We start from the raw sequence: 13,235 nt of genomic DNA on the forward strand, positions 1-13,235 counted from the left end.
CGTAAATATCACGATGGGGTAGACAGTGGTTCTGAAAACCTTCGGCTGGTCGTTCGCGATCACCGCCCTCGGCCTGGTCGCCGCGGTGCTCTACGGGGGGTGGGAGGCTTTCGGGGTCGTCGCGATCCTCTGCATCCTCGAGATCTCGCTCTCCTTCGACAACGCGGTGGTCAACGCCGGAATCCTGAAGAAGATGAATGCCTTCTGGCAGAAGATCTTCCTCACGGTCGGTGTGCTCATCGCCGTCTTCGGCATGCGACTCGTCTTCCCCGTCGTGATCGTCGCGATCAGCGCCAAGATCGGCCCGATCGACGCCGTCGACCTGGCCTTCAACAACCCCGACCGCTACGAGGAACTGGTCACCGACGCGCACCCGTCGATCGCCGCCTTCGGTGGCATGTTCCTGCTGATGATCTTCCTCGACTTCATCTTCGAGGACCGTGACATCCAGTGGCTCCGCTGGATCGAGCGCCCGCTGGCCAAGCTCGGCAAGGTCGACATGCTGTCGGTCTGCATCGCGCTGGTCTTCCTGCTGATCGCCTCGATGACCTTCGCGACCCAGGCCCACCAGCACGGCGGCGTCCACGTCGACAAGGCGCAGACGGTCCTGGTCTCGGGCATCGCCGGCCTCATCACGTACCTCGTCGTCGGCGGCCTCTCCGGCTACTTCGAGAACAAGCTGGAGGAGGAAGAGGAGCGCGAGCACGAGGCCGAGGAAGAGGCCAAGCGCTCCGGCAAGAAGGTTTCGGCAGTCCAGCTCGCCGGCAAGGCCGCCTTCTTCATGTTCCTCTACCTCGAGGTCCTCGACGCGTCCTTCTCCTTCGACGGTGTCATCGGCGCCTTCGCCATCACCAACGACATCGTCCTGATGGCCCTCGGCCTCGGTGTCGGCGCCATGTACGTGCGTTCGCTGACCGTCTACCTGGTCCGCCAGGGCACCCTCGACGACTACGTCTACCTGGAGCACGGCGCCCACTACGCCATCGGCGCCCTGGCCGTGGTCCTCATGATCACCATCCAGTACGAGATCCCCGAGATCGTCACCGGCGGCATCGGCGTCGCGCTCATCGCCTGGTCCTTCTGGTCCTCCGTGCGCCGCAACCGCAGGCTCGCGGCGGCCGAGGGAAACCCTGACGCCTCGGGCGACAAGACCGAGGTGACGTCGGGGGTGTGACAGCACCGACAATGAGGAACGCTTCTCTGCGGGGCGGCCGGAGCACCCGGCCGCCCCGCGGCGCGTGACCGGGGGGCGCGGCGACCGCGACAGTGACGGTGGGGACCAGTGGGGGGTGCGGAGCCATGGGCTTCCTGGACAATCTCTTTCCGGGCAGGGGAGAGCCGTTCGACTCGGGAAGTGCCGCGTCGAACTCGATCGACCTGACGAAACGCCGGCCCAGCGTCTCCCTGTCCAAACAGGGCGCCGCCACCGGAAACCTCCGCGTCAACCTCTCCTGGCGGATGCGGACCTCCGACATCGAAGGCCCGCGCCAGTCCGCCGGCCTGCTGCGGAACCCCCTCAAGCTCTTCAAGCCCGACGAGGTCCAGGCCCACACCCAGGGGGTGGTCAACGTCGACCTCGACCTCGGCTGCCTCTACGAGCTGGCCGACGGCAGCAAGGGCGTGGTCCAGCCGCTCGGCGGCTTCCTCGGCGAGCTGAACGAGCCCCCCTACGTACGCCTCAGCGGCGACGACCGGTTCGGCGCGCCCTCCGGCGAGACGATCTTCGTCAACCTGGACCACCGCGACGAGATCAAGCGGCTGCTGTTCTTCGTCTACATCTACGACCAGACCCCGGCCTTCGACCGCACGCACGCCAAGGTCACGCTCTACCCCAGCAACGGCCCGCGGATCGAGATCGAGCTGGACGAGCGCGCCCCGCAGGCCCGCTCCTGCGCGGTGTTCACCGTCGAGAACGTCAAGGACGAGCTCGTCGTCCGCCGCGAGGTGCGCTTCGTGTACGGCTTCCAGGCCGAGCTGGACCGGCTCTACGGCTGGGGGCTGCAGTGGGGCCGCGGCTACAAGTCGAAGACCTGACCGGGCGGCCCCGCGTCAGCGCCCGACGAACTGCGGCCCCATCGGCGGCATCCGGAAGTCGGGCGCCGCGTGCGGATAGCCGTACGCGGGAGCCGGCACCGGGGCCCCGGCCGGCTGCGGATAGCCGTAGGCGGGCGCCGGGGCGGACGTGGGCTGCGGCGGCACGGACGGCGGCGTGGCGGGCACCCCGGAGGCCGGGGACGGCGCCGGTTCGGCCGGGAGAGGGGCGGGTGGCTGCGGATGGACCATCGTCGCGTCCGGGTCGTGCGCGGGCGCCGCGGGAGCCTCCTCGGGGCCGCCCTCGGCCGCCGCGTCGTCGACGGACACCCCGTAGTCGGTGGCGAGCCCGACCAGGCCCGTCGGATAGCCCTGGCCCACCGCGCGGAACTTCCACGCGTCCCCGCGCCGGTACAGCTCGCCGCAGATGATCGCCGTCTCCTCGCCGGTCTCCGCCGACACGTCGAAGACCGCGAGCGGCTCCCGGTCCGCCGCGCCCGCGGCCGCGTCGTACAGCAGGATCCGCAGGTCGGACACGGAACGGAAGGTGCCGCCGTCCGAGGAGGCGGCGATCACCACCTGGTCCACCGCGGCGTCGAGCCGGCCCAGGTCGGCCTCCACGGTGTCGGTCAGACCCTCCGGACCGCGCTGCTTCGCCAGGTGCCGTACGAGACCCGAGGGGTGCCGTGGCTGGTTGTAGAACACGAAGTCCTCGTCGGACCGCACACGCCCGTCCGGGCCGACCAGCAGGGCCGAGGCGTCCACGTCGGGCACCCCGGGTCCCGGAGTCCAGCGGAGCACGGCCCGTACGGCCGCGGTGTCGAGAGGGACGTTGGAGCCCTTCAGCATCGCGTGCGTCATGCCCGTCATCTTCCCTGCCCGCCCGCCTTCCGGACAACGCGGGGGGCCCGAAGCGGACGAGTTACCTGAACTTCACGTACGCGGGGAACTACGGACACCCTCACCTACGTACTATTACCGGCCACATGTCGTCAGTGCCGTCCAGGCCAGTCGGGGGAGATACATGCGTCATTTCGGGCACATCCCGGCCGCGGTGCGGACCGGGCTGTTCCATCAGGAGCCGGCCGCTTTCACGGCCGACTCCGACGCGCGCACGCTCGCCGTGGCCCTCGGGGCCACTCTCTACAGCCCGGCCACCCGGACCCGGCTGGCCGACGCCGTTCGCAAACAGGCCGCCCGCGGAGTCGTCTCCATGGTCCTCTGCCTGGAGGACTCCATCAGCGACGCCGAGGTGGAGGCGGGCGAGGCCAATCTGGTCCAGGAGTTCGCCGACCTCGCTGCCCGGGCCCCCGGCGACGAGGCCGCCGACCTGCCCCTGCTCTTCATCCGGGTCCGCGAACCGCGCCAGATCACCGACCTCGTCGACCGGCTCGGCGACACCGTGCGCCTGCTGTCCGGATTCGTACTGCCCAAGTTCACCGAGGTCCGCGGCCGCCCCTTCCTGGAGGCCCTCACGCTCGCCGAGCGGGCCTGCGGCCGCCGGCTCTTCGCCATGCCCGTCCTGGAGTCCCCCGAGCTGCTCCACCTGGAGTCCCGGGCCGAGACCCTGGCCGGCATCGCCTCCCTCACCGGCAAGTACCGCGAGCGGATCCTCGCCGTCCGCCTCGGCGTCACCGACTTCTGCTCCAACTACGGGCTGCGCCGCTCGCCCGACATGACCGCATACGACGTCCAGATCGTCGCCTCCGTCATCGGCGACGTCGTCAACGTCCTCGGCCGCTCCGACGGCACCGGCTTCACCATCACCGGCCCCGTCTGGGAGTACTTCCGGCCCGGTGAGCGCATGTTCAAGCCCCAGCTGCGCCGCAGCCCCTTCCTGGAGGGCCGCGCCGAGGACCTGCGCACCGCCCTCATCGAGCACGACCTCGACGGACTGCTCCGCGAGATCGAACTCGACCGCGCCAACGGACTCCTCGGCAAGACCTGCATCCACCCCACCCACGTCCTGCCGGTGCACGCACTCTCCGTGGTCACCCACGAGGAGTTCAGTGACGCCCAGGACATCCTGCGGCCGGAACGCGGTGGTGGCGGCGTGCTCCGATCGGCTTATACGAACAAAATGAACGAAGTGAAGCCGCACCGCGCGTGGGCCGAACGAACCCTGCGGCGGGCCGAGGTCTTCGGCGTCGCCCGCGAGGACGTCGGCTTCGTGGAGCTGCTCACCACCGGTCTCGCCGCCCTCACGGCCGACCGGCCCGACAGCTGACGAAGGGACGACAACGACGTGGTGTGGACCGGAACCTGGGTCGCGGAGCGACTGGGCGTCGAACTGATCGGCGACGAGGCGCTGCCCGACCTGCTCGGCCTCGCACTGCGCCGCAACCCCAGGCGCGCCCACCTGCTGGTCTCCAACGTGCTGGGCAAGCACGTCCCGCAGCGCCCCTCGGTGGTGCGGGAGGCGGGCCACGGCCTGGGCGTACGGGTACGGCAGCTGCTCGGCGACGAGGAGGCGGCCCGCGCCGTCGTCCTCGGCTACGCCGAGACCGCCACCGGTCTCGGCCACAGCGTCGCCGACGGCCTCGCCCTCGCCCCCTACCTCCACTCCACCAGGCGCCCCGTCGAAGGCGTCCCCACGGCGGGCGGCTTCGAGGAGTCCCACTCCCACGCCACCTCCCACCTGCTCCTCCCCGAGGACTCGAAGCTCCTCGCCGGCGACGGCCCGCTCGTCCTCGTCGACGACGAGTTCTCCACCGGCAACACCGTCCTCAACACCATCCGCGACCTCCACGAGCGCCACCCCCGCGAGCGGTACGTGGTCGTCGCCCTCGTCGACATGCGCGGCCCCGAGGACCGCGACCGCCTCACCGCCTTCGCCGCCGAGCTCGGCGCCCGCGTCGACCTGATCACCCTGGCGGCCGGCACGGTCGCCCTCCCCGACGGCGTCCTGGCCAAGGGCCAGGAGCTCGTCGCGCGCCACGACACCCCCACGGCGCCCACGCCCGCCCGACCCGCCGCGGCCACGGCGCCCGCCGGCCCCCCGACCGCGGCACCGAACCCGGTCCCCGGCCCCCGGGCCCCGCGCCGCCCCCCGGTCCGCGTCGAGCTCGGCTGGCCCGCCGGAGTCCCCGACGGCGGCCGGCACGGCTTCGACCCCGACCACCGGGCCCGCCTCGAGGCGGCCCTGCCCGCCATGGCCGCCCGCGTCACCGAGGCCCTCGGCCCCCGCCCGGCCGCCGGCCGCGCCCCCCGCGTTCTCGTCCTCGGCTTCGAGGAGCTCATGTACGCGCCCCTGCGGCTCGCCGACGAGCTCGAACGGACCGGGACCGACGTCCGCTACTCCACGACCACCCGCTCGCCCGTCCTCGCCGTCGACGACCCCGGCTACGCCATAAGGACCCGGCTCGTCTTCCCCGCCCACGACGAGCCCGCCGACGGCCCCGGCGACCGGTACGCCTACAACGTCGCGGGCGGCGGCTTCGACGCGGTCGTCGCCGTCGTCGACTCCGTCGCCGACACCCCCGAGCTGCACGCGCCGGACGGGCTCCTCGCCCAGCTCGCCGCGCACATACCGCACGTCGTGCTCGCCGTCGTGCCCTCCTACGTACCCCAGGCCCCCGAAGCTCCCGAAAGGAGCTCCATGCTGCCCGAGCCCCTCCGCGGCCCCGCCTTCTCCTCGTACGCGCCCGAAGAGGTCGGCTGGCTGCTCCAGGACCTCTCGGACGTCGAGCTCGAAGCGCCGACCGAGGAGCGCGAAGAGGCCATCCAGAGCGGCGGCGCCCACTACGCCGAGTCGCTGCCCGTCGAGTACCAGCCCGACGCGCGCTACCAGGAGCTGTTCCACGCCGCTCTCGACGCCTCCGCCGCCCGGATCGCCCGCGCCGTCGGCACCGTCACCGAGACCGTGCTCGCCGAACGCTCGCCGCGGCCCGTCCTGGTGTCCCTGGCCCGCGCCGGCACCCCCGTCGGCGTGCTGATGCGCCGCTGGGCCCGGCACCGGCACGGCCTGGACCTCCCGCACTACGCCGTCTCCATCGTCCGCGGCCGCGGCATCGACGCCAACGCGCTGCGCTGGCTCGCCGAGCACCACGACCCGGCCGACGTCGTGTTCGTCGACGGCTGGACCGGCAAGGGCGCCATCACCCGCGAACTCGCCGACGCCCTGCGGGCCCACCAGGAAGCCGGCGGCGCGACCTTCTCGCCCGAGATCGCGGTCCTCGCCGACCCCGGCTCCTGCGTCCGCACCTACGGCACCCGCGAGGACTTCCTCATCCCCTCCGCCTGCCTCAACTCGACCGTCTCCGGCCTGATCTCGCGCACCGTCCTGCGCTCCGACCTGGTCGGCCCGCACGACTTCCACGGCGCCAAGTTCTACCGGGAGCTCGCCGGCGCCGACGTGTCCGGCGCGTTCCTCGACGCCGTCGCCGCCCGCTTCGACGAGGTCGCCGCCGCCGTCGACGCCGACGTCAAGGAGCTCCTCGCCGCCGACCGCACCCCCACCTGGGAGGGCTGGGCCGCCGTCGAGCGGATCAGCACCACGTACGGGATACACGACGTCAACCTGGTCAAGCCCGGTGTCGGCGAGACCACCCGCGTCCTGCTCCGCCGCGTGCCCTGGAAGATCCTGGCCCAGCGCGGAGCCGGCGCCGACCTGGCCCATGTACGCCTGCTCGCCGAACAGCGCGGCGTACCCGTCGAGGAGGTCGACGACCTGCCGTACACCTGCGTCGGACTGATCCACCCCCAGTACACGCGCGGGGCGACCGGCGCCGACGGCAGGGCGGTGGTGTCCCAGTGACCGCCGACCGCACCGTCCTCGTCGCCAGCGACCTCGACCGCACCCTCATCTACTCCACGGCCGCGCTCGCCCTCGGCATGCCCGACCCACAGGCGCCCCGGCTGCTGTGCGTCGAGGTCCACGAGTCCAAGCCGCTCTCGTACCTGACCGAGCACGCCGCCGCCCAGTTGCGCCGACTCGCCGCCGAGACCGTCTTCGTGCCGACCACCACCCGCACCCGCAAGCAGTACCAGCGCATCCGGCTGCTCGGCGACCACACCCCCGCGTACGCAATCTGCGCCAACGGCGGGCACCTCCTCGTCGACGGCGTCTCCGACCCCGACTGGCACGCGGGCGTGCTCCGCCGGGTCGCCGACGCGTGCGCCCCGCTCGCCGAGATCCGCGCCTACTTCACCGCCACCACCGACCTGTCCTGGGTCCGCAAGCACCGGGTCGCCGAGGACCTGTTCGCCTACCTCGTCGTCGAGCGCGAGCGGATGCCGCTGGACTGGCTGGAGCGGTTCACCGACTGGGCGGGGGAACGCGGCTGGACGGTCTCGCTGCAGGGCCGCAAGGTCTACGCCGTGCCGAAGCCGCTCACCAAGAGCGCGGCCGTCCGCGAGGTCGCCCGCCGCGCCGGTGCCACCCTCACCCTGGCCGCCGGCGACTCGCTCCTCGACGCCGACCTGCTGCTCGCCGCCGACCGGGGCTGGCGCCCGGGCCACGGCGAACTCGCCGACACCGACTGGACCGCGCCACACGTGGAGGCGCTGGCCGAGCGGGGCGTGGCCGCGGGCGAGGAGATCGTCCGCCGCTTCCGGGCCGCCGCCGAGGCGCACCTGGCACCGCGGATCAACGGCGCGCCCGCCGCCCTCCCGGACCCGGCCTGACCGCCCGCACGACCCGCACGCCCACGAAGCACGCGGCCGCCGCCGACGCCGTCACGAGCACCGCCTTCGAGGAGACCGACACGTAGTCGGTGACCTGCTCCCAGTTCTCCCCGAGGACGTACCCGGCGAGGACGAAGGCGGTGTTCCACAGCGCGCTCCCCAGGGTCGTCAGGGCCAGGAAGACCGGCAGCGGCATCCGCCCGACCCCGGCCGGCACCGAGATCAGGCTCCGGAAGACCGGCACCATCCGGCCGAACAGCACCGCCTTCGTGCCGTGCCGGCCGAACCACTCCTCCGTGCGCTCGATATCCGCGACCTTCACCAACGGCAGCCGGGCGGCGGTCGCGAGCACCCGCTCCCGCCCGAACAGAGCCCCCACCCCGTACAGGGCGAGCGCGCCGATCACCGAACCGGCGGTCGTCCACAGCAGCGCGGCGAGGAGGCTCATCCGCCCCGTGGAGGCGGCGAAGCCGGCCAGCGGCAGGATCACCTCGCTCGGGATGGGCGGGAAGAGGTTCTCCAGGGCGACGGCGAGGCGCACCGGGTGCGCCGAGGGTGTCCATGAGGCTGTTGATCCAGGTCTCCATGGCCACGACGCCAGAAACGCGCCGCCCGCGGCGGACTGCTGCGGGCCGTAGGAACGTGTGCGGTTTTCCGCAGGGTGCGCGGGGCGGGCCCCGGCTAGCGTGGCCGATCATGAAGTCATTCGACGGACCGGTCCGGACGGCGACCGCGCTCGCCCTCGGCGCCGTCCTCACGCTCCTGGAGGCGGCGGCCGGGCTCCTGCTGCTCCCCCTCCTGGCGTGGCCGCGCGGCCGGCGGGCGGCCACGGGCGCCGCGGAGCGGCTCGTACGCCTCGAACAGTGGCGCCTGGAGCGCCTGCTGGGCGTCCGCGTGCCGCCGTACGGAAACCGGCGCACCCTCGCCTACCTCACCGCGCGCTGGCCGATCGGCCTGCTCGGCGGCGTGGTCCTCGGCTGCGCGCTGACCGGAGCCGCGTATCTGCTCTTCGCCCTCGGCGGCTGGCTGTTCGTCGACCTGCGACGGCCCCTCATCGTGGCCCTCGGCGGCCTGGGCGGCCTGCTGCTCCTCTTCCTCGCCGCCCAGGGCATCGGCCAGGTGGCGCGCACGGAGCAGGAGTTGGCCATGCGCATGCTGGGCCCCAGCCACGCCGACGCCCTCCAGGCCCGGATCGCCCAACTCGCCGCCAGCCGCAGCGAGATCATGCACGTCGTCCACGACGAACGCCGCCGCATCGAACGCGACCTGCACGACGGCGTCCAGCAGCGCCTCGTCGCCCTCGGCATGCTCATCGGCCGCGCCCGCCGCGCCCAGGACCCCGAACGCGCCGCCGCACTCCTCCGCCAGGCCCACGAGGAGAGCCGCCACGCCCTCGCCGAACTCCGCGAGGTGGCCTGGCGGGTGCACCCCGCGATCCTGGACCAGGCGGGCCTGCGCACCGCCCTGGAGGCCGTGGCCGAGCGAAGCCCGCTGCCGCTGAAACTGACCTGCGCCGTTTCCCGCCCGCTGCCCGGGCCGGTGGAGACGGCCGCGTACTTCGTCGTCGCGGAGGCCGTCACGAACGTGGCCAAGCACGCGGACGCGAGCGCAGTAGACGTACAAGTGACCTGGCACGACGGGATGTTGGACGTACGCATACGGGACGACGGGACGGGCGGTGCGGACGCCGCCGCGGGCAGCGGCCTGGCCGGGCTCGCGAGCCGGGTGGCCGCGCTCGACGGCCGCTTCACGGTCGACAGCCCGGCGGGCGGGCCCACGCTGATCGGGGCGCAGCTGCCGTGCGCGTGATGCTCGCCGAGGACTCCACCCTGCTGCGCGAAGGACTCGTACGGCTGCTCGCCGAGGAGGGCCACGAGATACGGGCCGCCGTCGGCACCGCCGTCGAACTCCTCGCCGCCGTCGAGGCCGACCCGCCGGACGTCGTCGTCGCCGACGTCCGCATGCCGCCCACCCACACCGACGAGGGCCTGCGCGCCGCCCTGGAGATCCGCGCCAGACTGCCGGAGGTGGGCGTCCTGGTGCTCTCGCAGTATGTGGAGAAGCGCTACGCGACGGAGCTGCTGACCGACGGCACCGGAGGCGGCGTCGGCTACCTCCTGAAGGACCGCGTGGCCCAGGTCGACGACTTCCTGGACTCCCTGGACCGGGTCGGCCAGGGCCGCACCGCCTTCGACCCGGAGGTCGTCCGCCGCCTCCTGGCCCGCTCCACCCACACCGACCCCCTCGCCCGCCTGACCCCGAGGGAGACGGAGGTCCTCGCGGCCATGGCCCAGGGCCACACGAACGCGTCGCTGGCGGGACGCCTGCACGTGTCGCAGAGCGCGGTGGAGAAACACGTCAACGCGATCTTCGACAAGCTGGAACTGACGGGGCGGAGCGAGGGGTACAGCAGGAGGGTGCTGGCGGTGCTGAGGTATCTGGACAGTTAGCCCTGACGAGGGGGCGGGAAGGGCGGGCGGTGGCGGCATCGGCTGGGGCGGCAGGGGCCGGGGCGGCAGCGGCCAGGGCGGTAGCGGCCAGGGCCGCGGCCGGGGCGGCAGAGGCCGGGGCGGTCCGGTTGTCCTCGGCCGGGGCGGCCCCTGGCGGGGCGGTCGGCAGTCTTCGACCAGAGCCGCCCCCCGGGGCGCTGTCAGCGGATGTGGGCCGCAGCGGTCTCGGGCGGGGGGTCAGTGGACGTGGGCCGCGGCGGTCTCGGGCAGCGCGGTCAGCGGACCCGGGCCGCACCGGTCTCTGCCGGGAGCTGTCAATCGACCTGGGCCGGAGCGGTCTCGGCCGGGGGCTGGCAATCGACCTGCGCCGGAGTGGTCTCTGCCGGGGGAGTGGTCTCTGCCCGGGGGCTGTCAACCGACCTCAGCCGCAGCAGCCCCCGCCGCAGCAGCCACCGCCGCCACCCCCACCTGCGGGCGCCCTGCCGGCGGCGGACGCGGTGCCGCCGACGGCGACGGCGGAGAGCATCTTGACGGTGTCGTCGTGTCCGGCGGGGCAGGCGGCGGGGTCGCTGGACTCGGCCATGGGCCTGCTGAGCTCGAAGGTGTCGTCGCAGGTCCGGCAGCGGTACTCGTAACGAGGCATGGGCACAGGTTACGGCTTGCCCCGCTCGTCACGAATCCGTTCGACGACGTGGCCGACGGTCGTGCGGATGGCCTGCAGCTCGGTGAGGAAGGCCCAGTAGTCGGGGTGGCGGCCGCTGTCGAGCGTGCCGACGGCCCGGTCGAGCCGGGCGACGGCCTCGTCGAGGGGCTGTGCGTGCCGGGGCTCGGGGGTGGTGCGCCCGGCCATCGCGAGCCGCTGGGCGTCGCGGACGACGAAGCGGGTGCGGTCGATCTCGGCCTGGGGGTCCTTGGCGACGGCGTTGAGGCGGCGCAGCCGCTCGCCGGCCGCGGAGACGCCCTCGTCGGCGGTGTTGAGCAGGGCGCGGGCGGTGGCGAGCAGGGAGGTGGCGTCCGGCCAGCGCTGCTCGGCGCGGGCCTTGGTGGCCTCGGCGAGCCGCTCCTCGGCCTGGTGGGCGGCGGTGGCGGCCTGCTCGGGCACGTGCTGGAGGTCCTGCCAGCAGGCGGCCGAGAAGCGGCGGCGGAGCTCGGACAGGACCGGCTCGACGCCCTCGGCGCGGGTGGAGAGGGCCTGGGCGCGGGTACGGAGGGAGACGAGCCGCTTGTCGATCTCGGCGGCCCGCTCGGGCAGGCGGGCGGCCTCGGCCCGTACGCCCTCGGCCTCGCGCAGCACGGTGTCGGCACGCTGGAGCGTCTCGGCCACGCCGTGCCGCCCGGCGCCTTCGTTGAGCTTGGTCAGCTCGGGGCCGAGCGCGGCGAGCCGCCCGGCGAGATCGTCGGCGCGAAGCCCGGCCTCGCGGGTGGCGTCGAGGGCATCGCTCGCGGCCCGGAGCGCCTGCCGCGCCCGCTCGACGGCGGGCGCGAGCCGGGCGAGCTGGGTCTCGGCGCGGCCGAGCAGTGGGGCGAGCCCCTGCTCGAAACGGTCGAGCTCGCCCTTGACGCGGTCGAGCTCGACCTTGGCCCGCTCGAGCTCGGCGCGGGCACGGCCGGCGGTGGCGGCGTCCAGCTCGACGCGGTCGAGGTCATGGGCGTCGACGGCGGTGATGTAGATGTGGCTGACCTCGTCGATCCGCCGCCCGAGCGCGGCGAAGCCCTCGACGGCCCGGCGGGCGTCCGCGGAGTCGTCGGCGGCGGTGATCGTCTCGATGGAGATCACCAGCCCGCGCTGGGCGGTGTCGAGCTCGTAGAAGGCGGCAGCGGCGGCATCCTTGGCTGCCTGCGCCTCGGCCCGCCGACTCTCGTCCCGCCCCCCGAACCACCGCCGGGTCCCACCGCTGGCGAAGGCCTGCGGCAACAGCGCCCCGACCAGCAGCGGCAAGGCGATGGCCAACCGCAGAGTGCTGGTGATCCCGGGCGCCGTCCCACCCCTGTCCTCGGTCGCCGCCACGTTCCCTCTCCCGTGCTGTGTCCACCGCGCTGCCCGGTCCGCTTCATTCTCCCACCAGCCAAGGACGAAGACACGGCCCGATCAGTTCACCCCGCACCCGACCCACTACACCCCGGTATCCGTTTGCGGGACCCACCCGTCGGCCATGTACGCTGTTGCCTTATTCCACGGGTGCGTAGCTCAGGGGTAGAGCGCTGCTCTTACAAAGCAGATGTCGGCGGTTCGAAACCGTCCGCGCCCACCAGTAGGTAGATAGGCAAAGGCCCAGGTCACCGGTGCTGAACCGGGAACCTGGGCCTTGTCCGTTCCCTGGCGGCAGGGGCGGGGGAGAGGCGTCGTGCCAGTCGTGCCAGATGCCTCGCCGGGCTCTCTCGGCCGGACCTTCCTGATCTGCTCGTCGACGTGGGCGGCGATGGCGTGGTCACGCCCGTTCACCAGGTGTTGATAGATCAGCGCGGCTCGCACCGACGAGTGCCCCATCCACTGCATGAGCTCACGTGTCGTGGCGCCGCCGGTATCGGCGAGGGTGTTTCCGGTGGGGCGCAGATCGTGGAAGTGGATGTCTCGGAGGCCGGCGGTCTTCAGGGCTTTCAACCACAGCCGGCGGAAGTTGTTCCGCCGCAGCTGCCCACCGCGGGCTCCGGTGAAGACCAGCCCGGTTCGACCCGGCTCAGCGTAGACCGCGAGATGAGTGGCCAAGCTCTCCGTCAGCGAGTCCGGGAAGGCGACGGTGCGTACACCGGCCGCGCTGCCGAACTCTGGTGTATTGAGATCGAGATCAGCGGGCGCAGGCCCCGTAGCGCTACCCACTGCTACTTGAAGGCTTCAGCGCTGTCTCACGCCTGCTCGGCGTAACGGTGGTGAGTGTCTGACTGCGTGACAACGCCGACGAACAGCGGCGGACGAGCGCGAACGTCTGCGGACCATCAGCGCAGGTGAGAGGCGCAGCAGCCTCAGGAAGCGCCCCCGCCCGAGTTGCTTAGGGGCGAAGAGGTCGCGGGTCAAATCCCGCCACTCTGGCTCAGAAGTACAAGGTCAGAGCCGCCTAGACCGCCAGATCGCCTTCCGTTGTAGGAGCCTCTAGCGGCTACGCTAGGCGCGCGATTGCCAGGGCAGCGAGC

The 13,235-nt window shown here is 72.7% G+C and carries 10 protein-coding genes, 1 tRNA gene and 2 pseudogenes; 8 read left to right on the forward strand and 5 right to left on the reverse strand.

Translation table 11 applies throughout. The features are described from left to right. The first annotated feature begins 25 nt into the window (after positions 1-25). Entirely contained in the window at positions 26-1,174 is a 1,149-nt protein-coding gene (locus ACIRQF_RS23085) for a DUF475 domain-containing protein (protein ID WP_376630031.1), read from the forward strand. Between the two features lie 125 nt (positions 1,175-1,299). Continuing rightward, complete coding sequence (locus ACIRQF_RS23090) at positions 1,300-2,034, forward strand: Tellurium resistance (protein WP_376630029.1); 735 nt, start codon at positions 1,300-1,302, stop codon at positions 2,032-2,034. Positions 2,035-2,049: 15 nt separating this feature from the next. Here ACIRQF_RS23090 and ACIRQF_RS23095 read toward each other — a convergent pair whose 3' ends face one another. After that, on the reverse strand, positions 2,050-2,901 hold the full coding sequence (locus ACIRQF_RS23095; RefSeq protein ID WP_404094612.1) for a TerD family protein: 852 nt from the start codon (positions 2,899-2,901) through the stop codon (positions 2,050-2,052). A 154-nt stretch (positions 2,902-3,055) separates the two neighbouring features. Between ACIRQF_RS23095 and ACIRQF_RS23100 the strand changes: the two genes are divergently transcribed. From ACIRQF_RS23100 to ACIRQF_RS23110, 3 genes are read left to right on the forward strand one after another with little or no spacing between them, the layout of a single operon-like run. Further along, positions 3,056-4,258: an HpcH/HpaI aldolase/citrate lyase family protein gene (locus ACIRQF_RS23100; protein WP_404094615.1), complete on the forward strand. Its 1,203-nt coding sequence runs from the start codon at positions 3,056-3,058 to the stop codon at positions 4,256-4,258. 18 nt (positions 4,259-4,276) lie between these two features. Beyond that, positions 4,277-6,787: a phosphoribosyltransferase gene (locus ACIRQF_RS23105; protein WP_404094617.1), complete on the forward strand. Its 2,511-nt coding sequence runs from the start codon at positions 4,277-4,279 to the stop codon at positions 6,785-6,787. Beyond that, on the forward strand, positions 6,784-7,656 hold the full coding sequence (locus ACIRQF_RS23110; protein ID WP_376630022.1) for an HAD family hydrolase: 873 nt from the start codon (positions 6,784-6,786) through the stop codon (positions 7,654-7,656). Before ACIRQF_RS23105 ends, ACIRQF_RS23110 begins: the two co-directional genes overlap by 4 nt. Here the strand turns inward: ACIRQF_RS23110 and ACIRQF_RS23115 are convergent. Further along, positions 7,619-8,243 (reverse strand): annotated as a pseudogene (locus ACIRQF_RS23115) (DedA family protein). The gene ACIRQF_RS23110 and the pseudogene ACIRQF_RS23115 sit on opposite strands and share 38 nt — an antisense overlap. A gap of 109 nt (positions 8,244-8,352) precedes the next feature. Between ACIRQF_RS23115 and ACIRQF_RS23120 the strand changes: the two are divergent. Both ACIRQF_RS23120 and ACIRQF_RS23125 read left to right on the forward strand, forming a co-directional pair. Beyond that, a complete protein-coding gene (locus ACIRQF_RS23120) occupies positions 8,353-9,465 on the forward strand; it encodes a sensor histidine kinase (protein WP_404094621.1) in 1,113 nt (370 codons plus the stop codon). Continuing rightward, positions 9,456-10,106, forward strand: a complete 651-nt coding sequence (locus ACIRQF_RS23125) for a response regulator (RefSeq protein WP_404094624.1) — start codon at positions 9,456-9,458, stop codon at positions 10,104-10,106. Before ACIRQF_RS23120 ends, ACIRQF_RS23125 begins: the two co-directional genes overlap by 10 nt. A gap of 421 nt (positions 10,107-10,527) precedes the next feature. Here ACIRQF_RS23125 and ACIRQF_RS23130 read toward each other — a convergent pair whose 3' ends face one another. Both ACIRQF_RS23130 and ACIRQF_RS23135 read right to left on the reverse strand, forming a co-directional pair. Then, positions 10,528-10,749 (reverse strand): zinc ribbon domain-containing protein, encoded by a 222-nt coding sequence (locus tag ACIRQF_RS23130; RefSeq protein ID WP_376630014.1) that lies wholly within the window; start codon positions 10,747-10,749, stop codon positions 10,528-10,530. A gap of 9 nt (positions 10,750-10,758) precedes the next feature. Then, the gene (locus ACIRQF_RS23135; protein ID WP_404094627.1) at positions 10,759-12,114 is read right to left on the reverse strand and encodes a hypothetical protein; all 1,356 of its coding nucleotides are present in this window, start codon (positions 12,112-12,114) and stop codon (positions 10,759-10,761) included. A gap of 169 nt (positions 12,115-12,283) precedes the next feature. Between ACIRQF_RS23135 and ACIRQF_RS23140 the strand changes: the two genes are divergently transcribed. Continuing rightward, a tRNA-Val gene (locus ACIRQF_RS23140) sits at positions 12,284-12,358 on the forward strand. A gap of 203 nt (positions 12,359-12,561) precedes the next feature. Here ACIRQF_RS23140 and ACIRQF_RS23145 read toward each other — a convergent pair. Then, positions 12,562-12,924 (reverse strand): annotated as a pseudogene (locus ACIRQF_RS23145) (tyrosine-type recombinase/integrase); the annotation flags it as partial. Positions 12,925-13,235 lie beyond the last annotated feature (311 nt).

It is taken from the genome of Streptomyces sp. NPDC101191, assembly GCF_044767915.1.
In the GTDB taxonomy this organism is placed as follows: Bacteria; Actinomycetota; Actinomycetes; order Streptomycetales; family Streptomycetaceae; genus Streptomyces.

Bases quoted from the DNA above. Each gene is read 5' to 3' on its own strand.
- ACIRQF_RS23090 (WP_376630029.1), top strand. From the start codon at position 1,300: ATGGGCTTCCTGGACAATCTCTTTCCGGGCAGGGGAGAGCCGTTCGAC.
- ACIRQF_RS23095 (WP_404094612.1), bottom strand. From the start codon at position 2,901: ATGACGGGCATGACGCACGCGATGCTGAAGGGCTCCAACGTCCCTCTC.
- ACIRQF_RS23100 (WP_404094615.1), top strand. From the start codon at position 3,056: ATGCGTCATTTCGGGCACATCCCGGCCGCGGTGCGGACCGGGCTGTTC.
- ACIRQF_RS23120 (WP_404094621.1), top strand. From the start codon at position 8,353: ATGAAGTCATTCGACGGACCGGTCCGGACGGCGACCGCGCTCGCCCTC.
- ACIRQF_RS23130 (WP_376630014.1), bottom strand. From the start codon at position 10,749: ATGCCTCGTTACGAGTACCGCTGCCGGACCTGCGACGACACCTTCGAG.